Consider the following 21,148-nt stretch of genomic DNA (forward strand, 5'->3'; position numbering starts at 1 on the left):
CGATGCAACCTACCAACCGTTCGAGCCGGATCCTGTTGCCGGTGAAGATGTGGTTCGTCTATACGACACTCTTCTTCGCGCTGTTCCTCAACTACATTCCCACCGGCCATCTGCCCGCCGTGCCGGACTTCGTGGCCCTGGTGCTGGCTTTCTGGTGCGTCCGGGAGCCGCTCAAGATCGGCATCGGGGCGGGTTTCGTGTTTGGCCTGCTGACCGACATCGGCGTCGGCGCGGCGTTGGGCCAGCATGCCTTCGCCTACGTGCTGTTGGCCTATGCGGCCAATGAGCTGGCCCGTCGGGTGATGTGGTTCACGCCGGTGGAGCAGGCCTTGCACGTGTTGCCGCTACTGTTCCTGACCCAGGTCGTGATGGTCATCGTGCGCCTGCTGGCGGGAGCCGAGTTCCCGGGGTGGTGGATGTTCTTCGGCAGCTTCGTCGGTGCGGCGTTGTGGATTCCGCTGCATTATGTGCTCTTGCTGCCCCAGTACCAGCCGGTCGAGCGGGACGAGAACCGGCCGATCTAGCGCCGGCGACATGTCATGAGCGGTATTCGTACTCCCGAGCAGGAACTGGCCCGTTTCCGCAGCCGTCTGGCGGTGGCCGGCGTCGTGGCGGTGGTGTGCTTCGCGCTGCTGGCGGCGCGCTTCTTCTACCTGCAGGTGGTCCGTTACGACTACTACTCCACGCGAGCCGAAGACAACCGGATTTCACTTGTGCCGGTAGTGCCGAACCGTGGGCTGATCCTCGATCGCAACGGTACGGTACTGGCCCGTAACTACTCGGCCTATACACTGGAGATCACACCGTCCAAGGTGGCGGACCTGGATGCGACGATCGAGGCGCTCTCCAAGCTGGTGGACATCCAGCCGAAGGACCGCCGGCGTCTCAAGAAGCTGATGGACGAAAGCAAGAGCTTCGAGTCGCTGCCGATTCGCAACCGCCTGTCGGACGAGGAGGTGGCCCGCTTCATCGCCCAGCGCTATCGTTTCCCGGGCGTCGAGCTGAAGGCCCGTCTGTTCCGCGATTATCCGATGGGCAACCTGGGTGCCCATCTGGTCGGCTACATCGGCCGCATCAACGATCGCGATCTGGAGCGCATCGAGGAGAACGACGATTCGGCCAACTACCGTGGCACCGACCACATGGGCAAGGCCGGCCTGGAGAAGAGCTACGAGCGGGAGTTGCATGGCACGACCGGCTTCGAGGAGGTCGAGGTGGATTCCGGTGGGCGCGCAGTGCGGGGCTTGCGGCGGACCAATGCGACGCCGGGCAACAACCTGATCCTGACCGTCGACCTGAAGCTGCAGGAGGTGGTCGAGAAGGCCTTCGGCAACCGGCGCGGGGCCCTGGTTGCCATCGAGCCAGGTACCGGCGGCATCCTGGCGCTGGTGTCGGTGCCGACCTTTGACCCCAACCTGTTTGTGGATGGCATCGGGGCTCAGGACTGGGATGAACTGAACAACTCGCCCGATCATCCGCTGGTCAACCGGGCGCTCAATGGTGCCTATCCGCCGGGCTCGACTTTCAAGCCTTTCCTTGCATTGGCGGCGCTGATGAGCGGCAAGCGCACGCCGGGCCAGGCAATCGCCGATCCGGGGTTCTACGATTTCGGTGGTCACCATTTCCGCGACGACAAGCCGGGTGGTCACGGCATGGTGGACATGTACCGCTCCATCGTACAGTCCTGCGACACCTACTATTACCGCCTGGCCAACGACATGGGCATCGACCTGATCGCGTCGATCATGGGTCAGTTCGGTTTCGGTAGCCGCACCGGCATCGACATCGAAGGCGAGAGCACTGGCGTGCTGCCGTCGCCGGAATGGAAGCGCAAGCGCTTCAAGCGGCCGGAGCAGCAGAAGTGGTTCGGTGGCGAGACGATCTCCATCGGCATCGGCCAGGGCTACAACGCCTACACGCCGCTACAGCTGGCGCATGCCACCGCCACGTTGGCGGCGGGCGGCGTGATGTACAAGCCGCACCTGGTCAAGTACATCGAAAGCGCGAAGGATGGTTCCCGCCGCGCCATCGAACCGGAGCCGATCAAGACCATCCCGATCAAACCGGAGCATCTGGAGACGATCCGGCGGGCGATGGTGGGCGTAAACAAGGAGGGGACCGGCGCACGGGCCTTCGCTGGTGCCCCCTATCTGGCGGCTGGCAAGACCGGTACGGCCCAGGTATTTTCGCTGAAGGGCGGCAAGTATTCGGCGAAGATCAATGAGCGCCTGCGCGACCACGCGTTGTTCATTGCCTTTGCGCCGGCTGACAAGCCGACCATCGCGCTGGCGGTGCTGGTGGAGAACGGCGGCTTTGGAGCCCAGTCGGCGGCCCCGATCGCCCGTGCGGTAATGGATTACTACCTGCTTGGCAAGCTGCCGGCCGGAATGGCGGCGGAGGATCCTGCGGCGGAAGGTTCGACGGGGGATAGCGGCGGTGACTGATTTCCGCTTCAGCTTCCGTAAGTGGCTGGCGGGAATTCTCTCGCCGCTGGATGGGCCGCTGGCCCTGATCGTGCTGGCGATCCTGAGCTTTTCCACGGTGGTTATGGTCAGCGCGTCGCCGGATCGCCTGGATACCCTCGTGATGAATATCGGGGTGGCATTCGTGGTGATGTGGATTGCCGCACGTATTCCGCCCCAGCGCTTGATGAGCGTGGCCCTGCCGCTGTACGTGCTGGGCGTGCTGCTGCTGATCGGGGTGGCCTTGTTCGGTGATGTGTCGAAGGGAGCGCGGCGCTGGCTGAACATCGGCGTGGCGCGCATCCAGCCGTCCGAGCTGATGAAGATCGCGATGCCGCTGATGCTGGCCTGGTATTTTCAGAGTCGGGAAGGCATGTTGCGGGTGCGGGATTTCTTCGTGGCTGCGGCGCTGCTGCTGGTGCCGGTGGGTTTGATCGCCAAGCAGCCCGACCTGGGCACAGCGATCCTGGTGGCGGCGGCGGGCTTCTACGTGCTGTTCTTTGCTGGCCTGACCTGGCGTCTGATCCTGCCAGTGGCGCTGGTTGGCATCGTCGGTGTCGGGGCGATTGTTGCGATGGGCGACACCATCTGTCAGCCGGATGTGGTGTGGCCGGGCCTGCGGGATTATCAGAAACACCGGGTGTGCACGCTGCTCGATCCGACTTCCGACCCGCTCGGCAAGGGCTTCCACATCATCCAGTCCACCATTGCCATCGGTTCGGGCGGCGTGACGGGCAAGGGGTGGGGCAAGGGCACCCAGACACACCTGGATTTTCTGCCTGAACGTCATACGGACTTCATCTTCGCGGTGCTCACCGAGGAATTTGGACTTGCCGGCGCCCTGCTTCTTGCGGTACTTTATATCCTGTTGATCTTTCGCGGCCTCTTTATTGCCGCGGGTGCCCCGACCCTGTTCTCGCGCCTGCTTGCCGGCGCCCTGACGCTGATCTTCTTTACTTATGCGTTTGTGAACATGGGCATGGTGAGCGGAATCCTTCCCGTTGTTGGAGTTCCGCTACCCTTCGTCAGTTACGGCGGCACTGCACTCGTTACCCTTTGTCTTGGCGTTGGCATGCTCATGAGCATACAGCGTCATCGGCGTCGGGTAGGCACCTGAACCCGCGCGCGCCGAAGCGCGTGCCCGAACAGGAAGAGCGTCCATGCCCCCTGTAGCGATGTTACGTCGCGCCTGCCTTGCGCTGGCGCCCTTTGGTAGCGCTCTGCTCCTAACCGGCTGTGCCGGTCTCCCGCAACAAGGTCCGGTGGTCGATGCCCCGGCTGCCGGGGTGCTGCATGCCCAGACCCTGCAGACAGGCCTCAGGCCGGCTCAAGTGTCGTCCTTCACTAGTGGCCGCTTGCGTTATGGAACAGGCGAGGATGCGTCGGCCCAGTCCGACGAAAGCGGAGAGCTGATCGCCCCGGTGTATGAAGGGGGCGACTACGCGCTCGCCCGTGGTGCCGTGCTGGGGAACAATGCGGGAGCCTTCCGCGAGAGGGGGACGGCCAGCTGGTACGGCAAGGCCCTGCAGGGGCGCCGTACGTCCAGTGGTGATCCCTATGACATGTACGCGCTGACCGGTGCCCATCCGACCCTGCCGATCCCCAGCTATGTGCGGGTGACCAATCTGGCCAACGGGCGTTCGGCGATCGTCCGTATCAATGATCGTGGCCCAGTTCATCCAGGGCGGATCATTGATCTCTCCTATGCCGCCGCCTACAAGCTCGGCTTTGCCGACCAAGGGCACGCTAGTGTAGAACTTTCCTTGGTCTTGCCCGAAGGGGTGGCGATGGTCCAGCCCCGTCAACCGGTGCCGCCGCTGGCGCGCCGGAAGGCGGCTGTGCCGGCTGTCGTGCATGCGTCCCGTCCCCAGCAGGCCGCTGCGCCGGCCAGTGTGGCGGCGGTTGTTCCTGCTCCTGCTGCGCCGAGGGTTGCGGCTGAGCCCGTGGTGGCGGCGACGGCGGTGCCGCAGCTTGCACAGAGTCCGGGTTATTCCAGCGTGCCGCGCCCGGAGCGTGAGGGGGTGTTCCTGCAGTTGGGGGCGTTTGCCTCGTCCGTCAATGCCGAGAACTTCAAGGGCTTCGTCGAGCATGAGCTCAAATCGCTCAAGGAGTCAGTGTCGGTGCTGGCTTCCGAGGGTAAGTACCGGCTTCAGCTGGGACCATTCGCGTCTGCGCTGGAAGCGCGGGAGATGGCCGACCGCATTGCCACGACTTTGAAGTTGAAGCCGGTCGTCAAGGGGCGGACTGATTAAGCGTCAGCCAGTGTTCCTTCGCTGAGTGACACCCTTCACATGGGAAGGGTGACTTTGCCGGCTTCGTGTTCCGGGTGTTGCGCCTAAGCTTCAGGGCTACGGGTCGAGTCAGTTGTTCCCTATGACTCTTCTAATTCGATGGCCCGTGCTTTCCGGACGCATGGAACTATGGCCCAACTACTTCATTACCGCCCTGCATTACCCTGTGCCGCTGGCAACCTGAGTTCCAGCAATTCGCCGGGGGGCGGCGAGACATGCCTGGAGTTTGATCTGGAGAATATTCCGGACGAAATCGATTTGCTCGCGGTGCTTTGGGGGCACATCCGCAGCTATCATCTTCGGTTTCATCCGAGCCGCTTGCCGGGGCATTGAATTGCGCAGGCCTCCAAATGAAATGGGCCGCCGATGCGGCCCATTTCGTTGCGGGAAGATCAGTACGGAGGGGTGCAGCCGGCGGGGTACCAGACCCTGATGGCAACGCCACCAATCCAGACGATGTACGAGCCTTGGCAGGGCGTGCCGTCCTTGGATTTGGGGCTGTCGGAGCCACCTTGGGCGTTGCCGCTTTCACATTCCGGCAGCGCGACCTTCTTGGCCTTGGCCGCATCAGTTGCCAGCTTGGACATCACGCAGGCCTTGGCAGGTTTGCCCTTGGCGTCGAGCGGGATGACTTCCCCGTTCTTGCCGAAAACCACGGCGCCGGTGATGTCGGCAGGGGCCAGCGCGCCCTTGGTGAATTGCCCCAGGTTGCCGGTGGCAAACGCAGGCGCTTGGATCAGCGCACAGCCCATCAGGCCAGCGGCGATCAGCGTGAGTTGCCGGAAGGTGCGTTGAGTCGGAAACAGCCTCATTCTTTTGGTTCTCCAGATGGTTTATACGATGAACGAGCGGCAAGCTCCGTGTTCAGAAACGCAGATTGCCCTGCAGCAGCACGGTGCGCTGGGGGTAGAACAGGGGGACCCGAGGGTCGCCGTTCAGGTCGGTATTCTGAAAGCGGAATTGACGATCGAATACATTGTATATGCCGAGAGACAGGGTTAGGCGATTGCTCGCCATGGGCACGGAGAAACGAAGGTTGGTGACCGAGAATTTCGATTGGGCGCGGGTTTCGCTCCCCGCACTGGACAGCAGTGCGGCATGCTGATCGACGGTCCAGTGCTCGAGTAGAGTGTCGGTGGGACCGGTCTTGAACCACAGCCGGGCCGGAATCAGATTGGTACGGACCTTGTAGGGATTGAAGCTGTCTCGCAGGGCAGTGTTGTCCGGGGCCTTGATTTCTTCATGGCGCCATTCGAGGCTGAACGCAACCTTCTGGCCGAGAGGCAGGGTGAGATGCGCACGATGAAGTTGCTCTTTCCAGGCCTCGAGGTCATTGGAACTGCTGAAGAAGTTCGGTATCGGTACGCCCATGTGGCGGGCGGAGATTTCCAGACCGGTGTTGATGCCATTGCCGAAGCGTTGTTCGACCCCCGCAGCAGCGCGTCGCCAACGAGTGCCGTTGGGGTCGTCGAAGACTTGGTTGAAGCCGGCAAACTGCGTGGGGGCGAGGCTTTCCCGATCGTATTTCGAGCCGGAAACACCCTGGAAGAACGCTCCGCGCAAGGTGGTGCCGTTGTTCAAGCGAGCGACGATCCCCAGCTTGCCGTTGATGCGTTCGCTCTTGGTGTTGTTGAGTTCGTCCAGACGGACATACTCGGCGCCGCCATGTAGGGTCACGACCGGGGTCAGCCTCCACTGGCCGTAGCTGAACACGGTGTCTCGGTCGCTCCGGAGTTGCACGGTCGGGAGCGTATAGGCGCCCAGGAGCATGTCAGGGGCTGCGCTGGGGGCGAAGGACAGATTAGCGTCGCGGGCTCCGGCGAGGCGGAAGGCCGTGGCGCCAGTGGCGACGCTACCCCATTCCCGTTGCCGCGAATACAGGGCCGACATGGCTTTGCTGCGCTGCCCCAGCGTTGCATCGATGTTGTTGTCGATCCCGCTACTCTGGAAGAGATCCTCGACGCGCTCCCGGATGCGCTGGGTACTGGCTTCTGCGATGAATTCTTCGCCGTTGCCGACGGTATGGCGGAGGGCAACGCGGTACAGGTCGTTGATGATGCGATGGTCTGTATTGATCGGGCCATCGAACAGGGACTTGTCGATATCGCCGCCGTTGCGCTCGCTGTGACGGATCTCTCCCAGAACCATGGTATCGGGCGTCAGCGCGAACTGGGCATTGATGCGGCCGCCGCTCAGATGGGTGTCGGCCATGCGTTCCTTGAGGCCGCGGCCGCGGTAGTCGAAGGCTCCAAGGGAAATTTGTCCGCGTTCCCACGAATGGGAGGCGAGCAGGCTTCCCGACTGGGTTTCGCTGGTCCCGACCGCCAGCGTGGCGGCAAAGCGGTCCGGCTTGCGGTCGAAGAAGGAGGTGGCTTCTTCCGGGGACGCGGCACGCGGTCCGTCGAGAGTGGGCAGCGGCGGCATCACGAACTGGGGCGGCAGGGGCCACTGGCCGATAGGCTGACGCAACTGGGCCTGTAGCAGTTCGCCCAGACGGGCCGTCTCGAAGCGTGGTGTTTCCGCATAGGCGTCAGCTAACAGGCGATGAGCCGATGCGCTCTGCACGTCGTCGTTGAGTGCGTTGATCGCCGTCGCCTGGGCCGCGGCGGCAAAGCCAACCTGCTGGTAGGCTGCGCCGAGACTGGCTGTGCGTGCGGCCCGATCCTGGTCGAGCAATTCGCTGGAGCGCAGTATGCTGCGGTTGTCGTTGCGGGCGAGGGCCTCTTCGCCGTTGCGGATGGCGGCCAGGGGTTCGCGTTCGAGCAACTTCAGAAAGGCGTCGAAGTACCAGGGCGTCGGCGAAGCCGGATCGAGGCGACGGGCCAGATCGAACTGGGCGCCAGCCACCTTGTTGCGTGCTTCTTCTAGATAAGCGCGCCCCAGATAGCTGCGAAGTTCGGCATTGCTGGGGTCGAGGAGGGCGGCGATCTCGACTTCACGGCGCCCACCTTCGGTGTCGCCGAGGCGCATGAGTGCCAGTCCGAGCCCGAAATGGGTCAAAGGGTCGCTGTCGTCAGTCTCGAGTGCTGCCAGGAATTCGTCGCGGGCGGCGTCAGTCTCGCTGCGCAGCAGGCGAGCGAAGGCGGCCAGCGCACGGGCCCGCTGGGTGTCAGGATCCAGGGACAGGACGCGGTGGGCAGCTTCTCCACCGGCGGCGGCATTGCCGAGATTCAGTTCGAGCTCGGCACGTCGCGCCCATGCCACAGGGTCGTTGGGGGCCAGCAGGGTGGCATGCTCCGCCACGGCACGGGCTTCCGGCAGGTGGCGGGTGGCTTGCAGGACGTAGCTCAAGGCCAGTTGGGCGGCAACGGACGTTTCGTCGAGGGCAACCGCTTGCCGGGCTGCTGCTTCTGCCTCGGCATTCTCGTTGCGGGCTACGTGCACGATGGCCGAGGTTGCCGCCAGCGACGGGTGGTTTTGCTGGGTGTGGGACGACAGCAGGGCACTGGCTTCGTCGACTCGGCCGAGGCCGAGGAGGATGCCGGCTTTGAGGGCTGCGACTGCGGGATCGGGGGTCGGTGTCTGTCCGAGGGCATCGAGGGCGGCCAGGAAATGGCCCCGATCAGCTTCGCGCTGGGCTGTTTCGAGTTTCTGTCGCAGCGCCTCGGGGTGGAGGGAAAGCTCCTTGCTGCCAAGGCGCGCGACCTGGGGGTAGTGAATGGCCCAGGCGACCGCATCCAGGGGGCGTACTGTAATACTGCCGGGCGCGCTGCCAGCGCGGGCCTCAATGGCCTCGCCAGGCCCCAGGACTTTCTCGCCTGCGGCATTGCCAGTACGGACGCGGCCTTCGGCGACCACGACCTGGGCGTCTTGCTCATGGCTGGCGACGGTGAACTCGGTACCGTCCACCATCGCATTGACGAACGGTGTGATCACGCCGAAGCGTTTGCTGAAGCGGCTGATGACGTGAACGATCCCGCGGCTGAGGCCCAATTCCCCACTATCAGCGGCTGGCGGCAGTGTCAGCGTGGTGTTCTGGTCCAGACGGACCAGAACATTCTGGCTCAGCACCACTGCCGCGCGACCAGGGCCACGTACGGCAACCTGGTCGCCTGGACACAGGGGTTGGCGGAGTGTTGCAGCCTGCCAGTTACCGCCTGTGTTGCTACGGACTTCGACTCGCCCTTCGACGGCGGTCAGGGTACCGGCTTTCGGTTCGCAGGTAGCTCCCGCTTCGAGCGCCACGACGGCGCACGCGATAGCTAGGCCAAACTGGTGTGGGCGTAGCAAAAAAGTGCCCTGGGCTGGGAGGGTAGGCTCCATTACAACTGTACCGAATCGAATTTATGAAGCATTTGACTAGATGTTTCAGACGCAATACTAACTGTAAATCGCCGCGAAATGCGCATTTGATCGGTCTTTAAGTCATTGTCTTGTTGAGAAAAAATGCTAACTGTATCGATCTGTTACATGGCTTTCGATGTCGGCCTATTTGCTGGTCATGACGATATGCCCGTCGCGGTCAGGAACTGGTGAGCCAGCCAGGCGGTCATGACAGCGCTGCAGGTAGAAGCGAGCCGGACCATCGTTTGGCAATTGCTCCAGCAGACGTTGCAGGTGGGGAACTGCGGCCTCCGGTGCGTCGCTGATGTAAGCATTGCGCGCCGTTTCGAAGGCATTTCCCAAGTCCGGAGAGAGTGGTGCGGGAAGGATTTCATGGAGTTCCAGTGGCGCCCGTTTGCCGATCAGGGCGAAAGCCCCGAGGGCGCGGGCATAACCTTGTTCCGCGCCGTCACGGCCGTGGGATACGACGGCCGCAGATGCCAGGATGCGCGTCCCGAGTGGCTTGTTGCCGCCCTGGATGCGGCTGGAAGTATTGACGATGTCGCCGACCACTCGCAATTCCCGATGTTGATCGCTTCCGACTTCGCCGAGAAAAACCGGGCCATAGTGGAGGCCGAAGCGTGTTTTCAGTGTCCCTGGCGCTCTGCTCTCATTCATGTGCAGATGTAGGGCCAGAGCAGCGGCCCGGGCCCGGCTGCAGGCGTCCGCGGCGGAGTCGTCGGCCAGCCAGAGGCACATGGCGGAGTCGCCGACGATGTCCATGACATGCCCGCCATGGGCTTCGATGAGCGGGATGAATATCGCGAAATAGCTGTTCAGCATGTTGCGGGTAGCTTCCGGGCTAAGCCCCTCGGACAGGCTGGTATAGGATTCGATATCGCTGCATAGGCAGACCCCGTGGGCCGTGCGGCCACCATCGTGGCCCTGCAGCAGTGCTGCGAGCTTGGCATTGCCCTGGTGGCTGAGCCCCCGGTCGAGGGCCCTGACGAGTTGGCGTTCCCGTTGCCGGGCGGCGCGCATCTGCAGGGTGATGCCCCCGGCCGAGGCAATCAGCGGGGCAATGACGACGGGCAGGATCACGGGCAGCCATAGATACGCCCAGGTGAAGCAGGCCCAGGCGACGACGAGCCAAGCAAGGGCAAGGCCCAGCGTGATCGCCAGGGCTCGCCGAGTGCCGGCAAAGCGCCACGGGAGTGCGAGCAGCAGTCCCCAGATGAGTACTCCAGCGGCCGTGGCCCCTGTGGGAGGGCGCTCCAGGCTGGAGTCTTCGAGCAGATTGCCCAGCGCGGTGGCGCACAGTTCGACGCCGCTGAGGTCGAGGCCGTCCGGTGTGCTGTAAGGTGTTCGGAACATGTCGGCCTGGCGCGACTGGTTGAACTCGGAAAAGCCAATCAGTACCGCCTTGCCACGGAATGCCGCGTCCCCGGCAGATGGGTCGGTGAGCAGTTCCAGGGCGGTGGAATAGGGGATCGTACGAATGCTGCCGATCGGGCCATAGAGGTTGAGAATGCGGCGCTGCGCATTCGCCGACCGGGCGTCGTGATGACCCATGCGCCGAGCCATCAGGAATGGGAGGGAAGGTCGGTCGCCGACGCTGGGGACGGCACTCCAGAATTCGATGACGCCGTCCGGCGTTTTCGGCATGATGAAGGGGCCGTTGGCCCAGGCGGCATCGCGCAGCAGGGGCTGGGCCTGGGTAATGTGGTCTATGCTGGCCAGGATTTCACCGCGGGGGCCGGTGACGGACTCGCGGCTGACGCCTTCAATGAGCGTTACGTTGCCCGCTTTGCGCAAGGCCGCGGCTAAGGCCTGATCGTCGGTGGGTTCGCGTTCCCTCTCGAAGAGCACATCGAAACCGATGGCTTTGGCGCCCCGCTCGGCCAGGCCATTGACGAGGCGCGCATGTAAGATGCGGGGCCAGCGTTCGGGACGGGGGGACTGACCGAGGTCCCGGGCTGAGCGGGAATCGAGGGTTATAATCGCAACGGATTCAGGCGCCGGGCGAGGACCACGGAGCGCATAAAGCAAATCGAGGCCTGTGCCGTTCTCGAGTTCCTGGGCTGGAGAGAAAAAAACCACTGCCAGTACGAGCAGTGTGGTCAGAAGAAGCCCGGTGAGGGGTTTGTCGGGGAACGGCACGGGACAGGGGTCAGAACTGTTCGGTCATGGGGGAAAGTCGGTGATGTATCTTGAGCGGGTGGATCTGTTTGCAGGCCTGAATGACATACAGGTCAAGACGCTGAAGGAGCGTTCGCGCATACGCAGCTTTGCAGCCAACACCATCGTGGTCAACGAGGGGGATGAAGGCAGCAGTCTGTTTGTTGTGCAAAGCGGGTCCCTCAAGGCCTTTCTCACGGATAACAATGGGCGGGAGGTCACCCTTTCCCTCCTCGATCCGGGGGATTACTTTGGTGAACTCGCCCTGCTGGACGATTCGCCACGTTCTGCATCCGTCATTGCGGTGACGCGCAGTGAAGTACTGCAGATCCCGCGCACGGCCTTCCTGAGTCTGATCGAGTCTGATCCGACCTGCATGCAGATGGTGGTACGTAACCTGGTGGCACGGATCCGCCTGCTCACTGACAATGTCCGGGCACTTGCGCTCGTCGATGTGTTCGGGCGGATCGCCCGGCTCTTCGAAACGATGGCAGTCGAGCGGGATGGCATGATGCTGATCGACCGCCGCCTGACCCAGCAGGACCTCGCCAATATGGTGGGCGCCTCGCGAGAGATGGTGAACCGTATTCTCCGCGATCTGGTTGCCGGTGGTTACATCGAGATCGAGCAGCAACGCATTATCCTGTGCAAGAAATTGCCCCAGAGCTGGTAAGGCATGGTGGATGTGCTCTGGTGAGAGTAAAACCCTTCTCTTTGCAAGGAAATTTAACACGCCTGGGCTACACTGGAAGCATCGACGGGAGGAATATCATGAGCTTCATCGATTCGCCCATCAGTCGCTGCGAAGCCGTCCATGAGATGGTTTTGACTGACCAGACCCAGCTTCAGTGTGCCTTGGAGCATGGTTGTCCGCCGGGCCGTGAGTGCCCGCTCGATACTTGTTTCGCCGAGATTTCCGGTGTGACGGAAGCCGCCACGCTGGAGGAGCTCGCCGCTGTCGGCGCAGCCCATCGCCGCAAGCCCTGACTGCGCGATGGCCAATCGGACTCTCGGTACGCGTCAGAAGCTGGTGTTCCGTAATCCGGACGGTGTTCGGAAGGGCGGGCCGCGGAATCCCCTTGTCGTTCCGGCCTTGCTGCGCAAGGCGGGCCCCCATGAACAATCGGGTGGGGCCAAACGGCAGGAGGTCAAGCGCTCTCTGCTCAAGCAGTTGCTGGGGCAGGACAAGTCGTAGGGGCGAGTGAACTCGCCCGCACGAGCATTTTTGCTTACTTCAGGTTCAGCTTCTCGAGCAGTCCATCGAGCTGGTCCAGGCTGCCGAACTCGATCGTCACTGCGCCAACCCCTTTCTTGTTGGCCTTGATCTTCACCGTTGCGCCGATGCGGTCGGCGATGTCTTCCTGCAGGCGCAGGATGTCCCGGTCAGGTGGCGGGGGCGGCAGCTTGTTGTGGGGATTGAGTGCTTGATTCACCAAGCGCTCGACGTCGCGTACCGACAGGCCCTTGGCGGCAATCAGGTTGGCCAGGCCGATTTGCGTAGCGCCATCGAGGGGCAGCAGCGCCCGCGCATGGCCCATGTCGATATCACCGGCCATCAGCAGTTCCTGCACAGGCGGGGCCAGTTGCAGCAGGCGCAGCAGGTTGGAGGCGGCCGGGCGGGAGCGCCCGACGGCGTCGGCGGCTTGCTGGTGGGTCATGCCGAACTCGTCGATGAGGCGCTGGATGCCGGCGGCCTCTTCGAGGGGGTTGAGGTCTTCCCGCTGGATGTTCTCGATGAGGGACATCGCCAGCGCGGCTTCGTCCGGAATATCCCGCACCAGGCAGGGCACGGCGGACAGGCCGGCGATCTGAGCGGCGCGCCAGCGCCGTTCGCCGGCGATGATCTCGTAGCGCTTGGCGTCGAAGGCGCCACCGATCTGGCGTACCAGGATGGGCTGCATGACCCCCTGAGACTTGATGGAGGCGGCCAGCTCTTCCAGGGAGCCCGGGTCCATGCGCGTGCGCGGCTGGCACTTGCCGGGCTGCAGTTCGGAGGCGGGGAGGATCTGCAGTTCGCCCTCGGCCTTTTCCGGCTCGGCATTGCCGCCGAGGAGCGCGTCGAGACCGCGGCCGAGGCCTTTGAGTTTCGGAGATGCCATGGTGTCGGTTAGAGGGTTTTGACCCGCTGGATCAGTTCTTTGGCGAAGGCCAGGTAGGCCTGGGCGCCCTTGGCGCTGCGGTCGAACACCACGCCGGGCACGCCATGGCTGGGGGCCTCGGCGAGGCGCACGTTGCGCGGTACGACGGCCTTGAAGACCTTGTCGCCGAAGTGCGATTCGAGCTGGGCGGAAACCTGCTGCTGCAGCGTGACGCGGGGGTCGAACATGACGCGCAGCAGGCCGATGATGCCCAGTTCGCGGTTCAGGTTGGCGTGCACCTTCTTGATCGAGTTGACCAGGTCGGACAGGCCTTCCAGCGCGTAGTACTCGCACTGCATCGGGATGATGACGCCGTGGGCGGCGCACAGGCCGTTGAGGGTCAGCAGCGACAGGGACGGCGGGCAGTCCACGAGGATGAAGTCGTATTCCTGGGCGTGCAGCGCAAGCGCGTCACGCATGCGGTTCTCGCGTCGCTCGAGGCCGACCAGCTCGACTTCGGCGCCAGCCAGATCGCGGTTGGCGGGGATCACGTCGTACTTGCCGGCTTCCGAGCGCACGCGGGCCTCGGCGACGGTGCACAGGCCTACCAGCAGGTGATAGACCGACTTGCCGAGGGTGCGCTTGTCGATGCCGCTACCCATTGTCGCGTTGCCCTGGGGGTCCAGGTCGATCAGCAGTACGCGCTGCTTGGCGGCCGCCAGGCCGGCGGCGAGGTTGACGCAGGTGGTCGTCTTGCCGACCCCACCCTTTTGGTTGGCGATGCAGAAAATGCGGGCCATGCTCAAGTCCGTTTCACAATGATGAGATGGCGTTCGGCGTCGAGGCCGGGCACCTGGAGTTTCGCGCTGCGTTCCATGGCGAAGCCTTCCGGAATGCGGGCGATTTCGTCTTCAGGGTATACGCCCTTCATGGCGAGGATGCGTGTCTGCGGTCCGGCCAGGTGGGCGGTGAGGTTCACGAAGTCGGCCAGATCGGCGAAGGCGCGCGAAATGATGCCGTCGGGGGCATCCGGCGCATAGACCGGTTGCCAGTTTTCGATGCGGGCGTGGTGGGCGCGGAAGTTGTTGAGCTTGAGCTCGATCCGCGCCTGGTTCTGGAAGGTGCTTTTCTTTTGCACCGTCTCGACCGAATCCACCTGCAGGTCGGGTCGGCAGATGGCCAGCACGACACCGGGCAGGCCGCCGCCGGAGCCGACGTCTACCAGTCGGGAAATGCCATCCAGCTGCGGCAGCACCGACAGGGAGTCGAGCAGGTGGTGGGTGACGACCTGGGCTGCGTCACGAATGGCAGTGAGGTTGTAGACCTTGTTCCATTTGATCAGCAGCTGGCCGAAGGCGAGCAGCTTTTGCGGGGCGTCGGTGGGCAGGTCGAGGCCCAGGGCGGCGATGCCCTGTTCGAGGGTGCGGCTGCTCATGCTGATTTCTGCTCCCGTCCGCGGGCCAGTTCGCCGCGTTTCAGCCATACCAGCAGCAGGCTGATGGCCGCCGGCGTGACGCCCTGGATGCGGCTGGCCTGGCCGATGGTTTCCGGCTTGTGCTGGTTGAGGCGGCCCTGGACTTCCTTCGACAGGCCGCGCACGGTGGAATAGTCCAGATCCGGCGGCAGGCGGGTGGCCTCGGCATCGGCCTGGCGCGCCACCTCGTCGAGCTGGCGGTCGATGTAGCCCTGGTACTTGGCGGCGATTTCCAGTTGTTCGACGACCTGAGGATCGGTTTCCGGTGCTTCAGGGGCGCCGGGCAGGGTCATCAGTGCCGCGTAGCTGACGCCGGGGCGGCGCAGCAGGTCGAAGAAGGAATACTCGCGCTCGATGGACTTGCCGAGCACCGCTTCGGCGGCCTCCGCCGGTACCTTGGCAGGTGTCGCCCAGGTGGCGCGCAGGCGCGCGGTCTCGCGCTCGATGGTTTCACGCTTGGCGCAGAAGGCGGCCCAGCGTTCGTCGTCCACCAGGCCCAGCTTGCGGCCGGTTTCGGTGAGGCGCAGGTCGGCGTTGTCCTCGCGCAGGGACAGGCGGTATTCGGCGCGGGAGGTGAACATCCGGTAGGGCTCGGAGACACCGCGGGTGATCAGATCGTCTACCAGCACGCCCAGGTAGGCCTCGTCGCGGCGCGGGCACCAGGCCTCCTGGCCCTTCACCTGCAGTGCGGCGTTGATGCCGGCCAGCAGGCCCTGGGCGGCGGCTTCTTCATAGCCGGTGGTGCCGTTGATCTGGCCGGCGAAGAACAACCCGCCGATGGACTTGGTTTCCAGGCTGGACTTGAGGTTGCGCGGATCGAAGTAGTCGTACTCGATGGCGTAGCCGGGGCGCAGGATATGGCAGTTCTCAAGGCCCTTGATGGAGCGCACGATGTCCAGCTGCACGTCGAAGGGCAGGCTGGTGGAGATCCCGTTGGGGTAGATCTCGTGGGTGTCGAGGCCTTCCGGTTCGAGGAAGACGTGGTGGCTGTCCTTGTCCGCGAAACGGTGGATCTTGTCCTCGATGCTCGGGCAGTAGCGCGGGCCGACCCCTTCGATCACGCCGGAGTACATCGGTGAGCGGTCGAGGTTGGCGCGGATGATGTCGTGGGTGCGGCTGTTGGTGTTGGTGATCCAGCACGGCAACTGGCGCGGGTGCTGGCTGGCCTCGCCGAGGAAGCTGAACACCGGCACTGGATTGTCACCGGGCTGCACCTCCATCACCGAGAAGTCGATGCTGCGCGCGTCGAGGCGCGGCGGCGTGCCGGTTTTCAGGCGGCCCTGGGGCAGCGCGAGTTCCTTCAGGCGCTGGCCGAGGCTGATCGCCGGTGGGTCACCCGCGCGACCGGCGGAGTAGTTCTGCAGGCCGACGTGGATCAGGCCGTTGAGGAAGGTGCCGGCGGTTAGCACCACGGCGGGCGCCTCGAAGCGCAAGCCGATCTGGGTGACCACGCCGGTGACCCGGTCGCCGACCACGGTGAGGTCGTCCACGGCCTGCTGGAACAGCCACAGGTTGGGCTGGTTTTCCAGGCGCTTGCGGATGGCCGCCTTGTACAGCACCCGGTCGGCCTGGGCGCGGGTGGCGCGCACGGCCGGGCCCTTGCTGGCGTTGAGGATGCGGAACTGGATGCCGCCTTCGTCGGTGGCCGCCGCCATGGCGCCGCCGAGGGCGTCCACTTCCTTGACTAGATGGCCCTTGCCGATCCCGCCGATAGACGGGTTGCAGCTCATCTGGCCGAGGGTCTCGATGTTGTGGGTGAGCAGCAGCGTGGCGCACCCGGCCCGCGCGGCTGCCAGAGCGGCCTCGGTGCCGGCATGGCCGCCGCCGACCACGATGACGTCGAAACGGGTGGGATGAAGCATGGGGAAACCGGGAATGGTGAAACGGGGGAGCCGCATGATACGACCTTGCGCCGCAAAAATACAGCCTCAGTACCTTGTGGAAGCCCGAAAAACAAAGGATTTACAACGGTTTACAGGAAGTCTTGAAGCCCTTGGAACGCTCTTTCGCGTATCTCCAGTGAGGTATTGCTAGGTGGATTGTGTCCTGTTTCACAGTTGGTCGATATTTGTCCGGGGAGTCTAAAGTTTGCGCCCCATCATCCGTAGAACGATGCAATATATGGGTGTCAGGAAGCCTTTTTCGCTTTGGGTTTCCACCCTGCTGCCCCATGAGTCTTGCTGTCCCGATACCCCGGATTTTCCCTGCCGGGAGGAGAAAAGATGAAAACAATCATGTTGGTCGATGATTCGGCCACCGTCCTGCTGTCCATTTCCGGAATTCTCTCCAAGGCAGGTTTCCAGGTTGTCACCGCCAACAGCGCCGAAGACGGCCAGAAAAAGCTGGCGGCGGGGACCAAGCCTGATCTGTTGATCACCGATCTCAACATGCCCGGGATGAATGGCATCGAGTTCATCAAGCTTGTCCGTCAGAGGCCTGAACTGCGCTTCATGCCGATCCTGTTCCTGACTACCGAGTCCCAGCAGAGCAAACGTGCGGAGGCCAAGGCCGCAGGAGCGTCGGGCTGGATCGTCAAACCGGCGACGGCTGACACGCTGCTCAATACGATCAAGCTCGTCCTGCGTTGAAGCCCATGTCGGACATCGGCGATAAATCCCGGCGCCGGCGCCTGCTGTTGTCCTTGCTGACGGCGGTGGGCGTGTTCGTCGTCGTGTATTTCGGCAACGATGCCTACCACAGGCTCCTGCTCGACGAGTTGGGGCTGAGTCAGTCTCTTGTGGATGCGATCGGCGCTATCGCGGCGGTGCTCCTCAGCTTCGAGGCGCTCAGCATGCTGTCGATCATGCGTTACCGGGATGCGTTGTATGGCGCGGAACGTGCGCTTGGCAAGACCAAGGATGAGCTTGAGCACAAGAGCGAAGTGGCGACCGAGGTGAGCCGTTCGTTGGACCAAGTGCCTCATCTCAATGGCATTCTCGTCGGGCAGCTCAATGCCGTCACCGACCAGACCGAGGTGGCGGCATTGGGCATGGTTGAGCGTCTGCAGGCAGTGGATGCCGTCGTGCAGGATCTCGATCAGGTCGTGCAGGCCTTCTCGCAGGAATCCAGCCAGATCGTCGAGGCTGCCAACACGCGGGCGGTTGGCAACCAGCAAACCCTCGCCGCATTGCAGGACTACATCCATCGTCGTCTCGAAAACGTTGGCGAAGAGCAGGAACATGTGATGGCGGCGCTAGAGGAGGCCAAGTCCCTCGCTCAATTCGTCAATTTGGTCCGTGATATTTCCGGCCAGACCAATCTGCTGGCCCTCAATGCGGCCATCGAGGCGGCCCGGGCCGGCGAAGCCGGGCGTGGTTTCGCGGTGGTGGCGGACGAGGTGCGAAAGCTGGCCGGGCAGACCGATCAGGCCGTGCTGAAGATCAGCGAAGGCATCGAGCGGGTCGTGCATACCATCCAGTCCAAATTCAGCGCCCAACTGGACCAGAGCATTTCGAATGCCGAAGAAGATGCGCTGCGCACGGTGGCCGATCAATTCCATGAGGTCAGCGCCAGCTATACGCAACTGCTCGATCACGAGAACCGGATTCTCAGTGTGTTCCGCGAATCGAGCCATCGGCTCGCCGAGATGTTCATGGAAACCATGGCCAGCGTGCAGTTTCAGGATGTCACCCGCCAGCAGGTCGGCCACGTGATCGAGGCGCTGGAGCGTCTCGACGAGCACGTCTTGAAACTGTCCGCCTGCCTGAACGGCACCGCCGCCATCAGCGACATCCCGGCAATGACCGAGCAGATCGACCGCCTCTTCGAGAGCTATGTGATGGAGCGTGAGCGTGAGGAGCATGCCCGGCGCAGAGGTATCTCTCTGTCTCGTTCTGCGTCGGCCTCGGCAGGTGATGGACCTGCCGTCGAACTGTTTTAACCGTCAGAGGGCAGCATGAGTGTCATTCGTCAGGCTTTTGCCGAGGATTTCACGATCTATCGCGTCGCCGAGCTGAAACCAGGCCTGCTTGGCCTGCTGGGCGGGGCCGAGCGCATCGAGCTGGACCTGTCCGGCGTTGAGCGCATGGATTCGGCCGGCTGCCAACTGCTGATGCTGGTCAAGCGGGAAGCCAGTGCCGCCGGCAAGACGCTGGCGATCGTCGCCCATAGTCCGGCGGTGCAGTCCCTGATCGAGTTCTACAACCTCGCGGCCTGGTTTGGCGACCCGCTGGTCGTACCCGCAGAATGACTTCAGCGCTCACCATGGACGAACTCAAGCAAGTTTTTCTGCAGGAAAGTGGGGAGCAGCTGGATGCGCTCGAATCCCTGCTGCTCGAACTGGAAGCCCGTCCCGACGACGAGACCACCCTCAACGGCATCTTCCGGGCGGCCCATACCATCAAGGGGGCGGCCGGAATGGTCGAGGCCGCTGCCGTAGAGTCTTTCGCCCATGTGGTCGAGAACGTGCTTGACCGCCTGCGTAACCACGAGATTGCCGTCACCACGGATCTGGCCGCGCTGATGCTGGCGTGTACCGACCACTTGCGCGTGCTGGTCGCCAGCGAGGCCGGCATGGAGCAGGTGAGCGCCGCCGACATCGAGGCCCAGACGGCCAGCCTGCTGGCGCGTCTGCGGGCCTTTGGGCCGGGGGGGGAGGTGCAGGCGACACCCAGGGCTGAGGAACCCGGCGTGCAGCGCATTCCCTCTCCGCAGACCAGCCACAACTGCTGGCACATTTCGGTGCGCTTCGGCTCCGACGTGCTGCGTCAGGGCATGGACCCGGAGAATTTCCTTCGCTTCCTTGAGACGGTCGGCAACATCCGTCACATGGAAACTCTAGCCGATAGGATGCCGGCCGCCGCCGAGATGGACCCGGAGCTGTGCTACCTGGGCTTCGAGATAGCGCTGGAGTCCGCCGCCGACAAGCAGACCATCGAGGATGTCTTTGCCTTCGTGCGCGACGAGTGCCAGTTGTCCATCCTGCCGCCAAACAGCAAGGTGAACGATTACGTCGAGCTGATCGAGAGCCTGCCGGAAGACACCCTGCGCCTGGGGGAAATCCTGGTGCGCATCGGGGCGCTGACCGCCGACGAGCTGAGCGAGGGCTTGCGTGCCCAAGCCATGGACGACGGCGAGGCGCCGACGGCCGAACGCCATGACAAGCCGATCGGCGAGATTCTGGTTGCCCAGCAGGTCGTGCAGCCTGAGGTCGTTGCCGCAGCGGTGGCCAAGCAGACCCAGGTCAGCGAGAAGAAAGCCCAGGATGCCAAGCTGATCCGCGTGCCGGCCGACAAGCTCGATCACCTGATCAACCTGGTCGGCGAACTGGTGATCGCCGGCGCGGCGACCAGCCTGCTGGCCCACAAGCGCAGCGATGGGGAGCTGATCGAGTCCTCGTCGTTGCTTACGAGGCTGGTGGAGGAGATCCGCGATGCGTCGCTGCAGCTGCGCACCGTGCAGATCGGCGAAACCTTCAACCGCTTCCACCGTCTCGTGCGCGATGCCTGCAAGGATCTGGGCAAGGACGTGGAGCTGCTGATTTCCGGTGGCGAGACCGAGCTCGACAAGTCCATTGTCGAGAAGATTGGCGATCCGCTGATGCACCTGGTGCGCAATTCCCTCGACCACGGCATCGAGGCGCCGGCCGTGCGCGAGGCCGCCGGCAAGAGTCCGCGTGGCACGCTGCTGCTCAACGCCTATCACGATGCGGGCAACATCGTCATCGAGGTGGCCGACGATGGTGCCGGCCTCAACCGTGACAAGATCCTGGCCAAGGCTGTCGAACGGGGTCTGGTGGAGCCGGATGCCCACCTGTCGGACCGGGAGGTCTATGACCTGATCTTTGCCCCTGGTCTATCTACCGCCGACCAGGTCACCAACCTGTCCGGGCGTGGCGTCGGGATGGACGTGGTGCGCCGTAACCTGCTGGCCTTGCGCGGCACCATCAACGTCAGCAGCCAGCCGGGCCAGGGTACGCGTCTGGCCCTGCGCTTGCCGTTAACGCTGGCGATCATCGACGGTTTCCTGGTGGTATCGGCCAACCGTTCCTACGTGATTCCCCTCGATGCGGTGGTTGAGTGCGTCGAGCGGCCCGAGGCAGAGCATGAGCGCAACTATTTCAACCTGCGTGGCCAGGTTTTGCCATCGGTGTGCCTGCGGGAGAGCTTCGGCCTGCCCGGCGAGCGCCCGGCCCGGGAGAGCGTGGTGGTAGTCCAGTACGCCGGCCAGCGCGCCGGTATCGTGGTGGACCGCCTGGCCGGCGAACTGCAGGCCGTCATCAAGCCTCTTGGCGCGATCTTCCGTCACCTGCAGGGCATCGGTGGGTTGACCATCCTCGGCAGCGGTGAGGTGGCCCTGATCCTCGATATTTCTGCCCTCATCAAGATTTCGGGGCAGGCCGAGCAGCGTCTGCTGGCCCGCCCCGAGCAACGTAGCGCCTGACCTTGCTGTCCTACCCGGAGA

Annotated in this window: 17 protein-coding genes; 10 read left to right on the forward strand and 7 right to left on the reverse strand. The window is 63.6% G+C overall.

The genetic code is table 11. The annotated features are described in order from the left end of the window. Window positions 1–2 precede the first annotated feature (2 nt). From mreD to AC1PPK_RS06005, 4 genes are read left to right on the forward strand one after another with little or no spacing between them, the layout of a single operon-like run. Window positions 3–524, forward strand: coding sequence for a rod shape-determining protein MreD (gene mreD, locus AC1PPK_RS05990; protein ID WP_481116926.1), 522 nt, complete (start codon window positions 3–5; stop codon window positions 522–524). A gap of 15 nt (window positions 525–539) precedes the next feature. Next, window positions 540–2,444: a penicillin-binding protein 2 gene (gene mrdA, locus AC1PPK_RS05995; protein ID WP_481116927.1), complete on the forward strand. Its 1,905-nt coding sequence runs from the start codon at window positions 540–542 to the stop codon at window positions 2,442–2,444. Further along, window positions 2,437–3,579: a rod shape-determining protein RodA gene (gene rodA, locus AC1PPK_RS06000; RefSeq protein ID WP_481116928.1), complete on the forward strand. Its 1,143-nt coding sequence runs from the start codon at window positions 2,437–2,439 to the stop codon at window positions 3,577–3,579. Before mrdA ends, rodA begins: the two co-directional genes overlap by 8 nt. 43 nt (window positions 3,580–3,622) lie before the next feature. Further along, window positions 3,623–4,714, forward strand: a complete 1,092-nt coding sequence (locus AC1PPK_RS06005) for a septal ring lytic transglycosylase RlpA family protein (RefSeq protein WP_481116929.1) — start codon at window positions 3,623–3,625, stop codon at window positions 4,712–4,714. A 431-nt stretch (window positions 4,715–5,145) separates the two neighbouring features. Here AC1PPK_RS06005 and AC1PPK_RS06010 read toward each other — a convergent pair whose 3' ends face one another. The 3 genes from AC1PPK_RS06010 to AC1PPK_RS06020 form a co-directional block, all read right to left on the reverse strand. After that, a complete protein-coding gene (locus AC1PPK_RS06010) occupies window positions 5,146–5,565 on the reverse strand; it encodes a hypothetical protein (RefSeq protein WP_481116930.1) in 420 nt (139 codons plus the stop codon). A 52-nt stretch (window positions 5,566–5,617) separates the two neighbouring features. Continuing rightward, entirely contained in the window at window positions 5,618–9,016 is a 3,399-nt protein-coding gene (locus AC1PPK_RS06015; RefSeq protein WP_481116931.1) for a FecR domain-containing protein, read from the reverse strand. A gap of 165 nt (window positions 9,017–9,181) precedes the next feature. Then, on the reverse strand, window positions 9,182–11,176 hold the full coding sequence (locus AC1PPK_RS06020; RefSeq protein WP_481116932.1) for a CHASE2 domain-containing protein: 1,995 nt from the start codon (window positions 11,174–11,176) through the stop codon (window positions 9,182–9,184). A 43-nt stretch (window positions 11,177–11,219) separates the two neighbouring features. On the opposite strand from AC1PPK_RS06020, the gene AC1PPK_RS06025 reads away from it, so the two are divergent. Both AC1PPK_RS06025 and AC1PPK_RS06030 read left to right on the forward strand, forming a co-directional pair. Next, window positions 11,220–11,867, forward strand: coding sequence for a Crp/Fnr family transcriptional regulator (locus tag AC1PPK_RS06025; protein WP_481118186.1), 648 nt, complete (start codon window positions 11,220–11,222; stop codon window positions 11,865–11,867). Window positions 11,868–11,965: 98 nt separating this feature from the next. Beyond that, entirely contained in the window at window positions 11,966–12,181 is a 216-nt protein-coding gene (locus tag AC1PPK_RS06030) for a hypothetical protein (RefSeq protein WP_481116933.1), read from the forward strand. 242 nt (window positions 12,182–12,423) lie between these two features. Here the strand turns inward: AC1PPK_RS06030 and AC1PPK_RS06035 are convergent, their stop codons facing one another. From AC1PPK_RS06035 to mnmG, 4 genes are read right to left on the reverse strand one after another with little or no spacing between them, the layout of a single operon-like run. Beyond that, window positions 12,424–13,293: a ParB/RepB/Spo0J family partition protein gene (locus AC1PPK_RS06035; RefSeq protein ID WP_481116934.1), complete on the reverse strand. Its 870-nt coding sequence runs from the start codon at window positions 13,291–13,293 to the stop codon at window positions 12,424–12,426. 8 nt (window positions 13,294–13,301) lie between these two features. Continuing rightward, the gene (locus AC1PPK_RS06040; RefSeq protein ID WP_079434801.1) at window positions 13,302–14,072 is read right to left on the reverse strand and encodes a ParA family protein; all 771 of its coding nucleotides are present in this window, start codon (window positions 14,070–14,072) and stop codon (window positions 13,302–13,304) included. Between the two features lie 2 nt (window positions 14,073–14,074). Then, window positions 14,075–14,707, reverse strand: coding sequence for a 16S rRNA (guanine(527)-N(7))-methyltransferase RsmG (gene rsmG / locus AC1PPK_RS06045; RefSeq protein ID WP_481116935.1), 633 nt, complete (start codon window positions 14,705–14,707; stop codon window positions 14,075–14,077). After that, window positions 14,704–16,608, reverse strand: a complete 1,905-nt coding sequence (gene mnmG / locus AC1PPK_RS06050) for a tRNA uridine-5-carboxymethylaminomethyl(34) synthesis enzyme MnmG (RefSeq protein ID WP_481116936.1) — start codon at window positions 16,606–16,608, stop codon at window positions 14,704–14,706. Before mnmG ends, rsmG begins: the two co-directional genes overlap by 4 nt. Before the next feature lie 360 nt (window positions 16,609–16,968). Here mnmG and AC1PPK_RS06055 point away from each other — a divergent pair, with 360 nt between their 5' ends. The 4 genes from AC1PPK_RS06055 to AC1PPK_RS06070 are packed head-to-tail and all read left to right on the forward strand — an operon-like array spanning window position 16,969 to window position 21,127. Further along, entirely contained in the window at window positions 16,969–17,334 is a 366-nt protein-coding gene (locus tag AC1PPK_RS06055; protein ID WP_481116937.1) for a response regulator, read from the forward strand. A gap of 5 nt (window positions 17,335–17,339) precedes the next feature. After that, window positions 17,340–18,626, forward strand: coding sequence for a methyl-accepting chemotaxis protein (locus AC1PPK_RS06060; RefSeq protein WP_481116938.1), 1,287 nt, complete (start codon window positions 17,340–17,342; stop codon window positions 18,624–18,626). Between the two features lie 15 nt (window positions 18,627–18,641). Next, window positions 18,642–18,935, forward strand: coding sequence for an STAS domain-containing protein (locus AC1PPK_RS06065; RefSeq protein WP_481116939.1), 294 nt, complete (start codon window positions 18,642–18,644; stop codon window positions 18,933–18,935). Beyond that, window positions 18,932–21,127, forward strand: a complete 2,196-nt coding sequence (locus AC1PPK_RS06070; protein ID WP_481116940.1) for a chemotaxis protein CheA — start codon at window positions 18,932–18,934, stop codon at window positions 21,125–21,127. Before AC1PPK_RS06065 ends, AC1PPK_RS06070 begins: the two co-directional genes overlap by 4 nt. The last annotated feature ends 21 nt before the right edge of the window (window positions 21,128–21,148 follow it).

The organism is Zoogloea sp. JDB1, assembly GCF_056724025.1.

Bases quoted from the DNA above. Each gene is read 5' to 3' on its own strand.
- AC1PPK_RS06030 (WP_481116933.1), top strand. From the start codon at position 11,966: ATGAGCTTCATCGATTCGCCCATCAGTCGCTGCGAAGCCGTCCATGAG.
- mnmG (WP_481116936.1), bottom strand. From the start codon at position 16,608: ATGCTTCATCCCACCCGTTTCGACGTCATCGTGGTCGGCGGCGGCCAT.
- mreD (WP_481116926.1), top strand. From the start codon at position 3: ATGCAACCTACCAACCGTTCGAGCCGGATCCTGTTGCCGGTGAAGATG.
- AC1PPK_RS06005 (WP_481116929.1), top strand. From the start codon at position 3,623: ATGCCCCCTGTAGCGATGTTACGTCGCGCCTGCCTTGCGCTGGCGCCC.
- AC1PPK_RS06055 (WP_481116937.1), top strand. From the start codon at position 16,969: ATGAAAACAATCATGTTGGTCGATGATTCGGCCACCGTCCTGCTGTCC.
- AC1PPK_RS06015 (WP_481116931.1), bottom strand. From the start codon at position 9,016: ATGGAGCCTACCCTCCCAGCCCAGGGCACTTTTTTGCTACGCCCACAC.
- AC1PPK_RS06060 (WP_481116938.1), top strand. From the start codon at position 17,340: ATGTCGGACATCGGCGATAAATCCCGGCGCCGGCGCCTGCTGTTGTCC.
- AC1PPK_RS06070 (WP_481116940.1), top strand. From the start codon at position 18,932: ATGACTTCAGCGCTCACCATGGACGAACTCAAGCAAGTTTTTCTGCAG.
- AC1PPK_RS06040 (WP_079434801.1), bottom strand. From the start codon at position 14,072: ATGGCCCGCATTTTCTGCATCGCCAACCAAAAGGGTGGGGTCGGCAAG.
- AC1PPK_RS06010 (WP_481116930.1), bottom strand. From the start codon at position 5,565: ATGAGGCTGTTTCCGACTCAACGCACCTTCCGGCAACTCACGCTGATC.
- rsmG (WP_481116935.1), bottom strand. From the start codon at position 14,707: ATGAGCAGCCGCACCCTCGAACAGGGCATCGCCGCCCTGGGCCTCGAC.
- AC1PPK_RS06025 (WP_481118186.1), top strand. From the start codon at position 11,220: ATGTATCTTGAGCGGGTGGATCTGTTTGCAGGCCTGAATGACATACAG.
- AC1PPK_RS06035 (WP_481116934.1), bottom strand. From the start codon at position 13,293: ATGGCATCTCCGAAACTCAAAGGCCTCGGCCGCGGTCTCGACGCGCTC.
- AC1PPK_RS06065 (WP_481116939.1), top strand. From the start codon at position 18,642: ATGAGTGTCATTCGTCAGGCTTTTGCCGAGGATTTCACGATCTATCGC.
- mrdA (WP_481116927.1), top strand. From the start codon at position 540: ATGAGCGGTATTCGTACTCCCGAGCAGGAACTGGCCCGTTTCCGCAGC.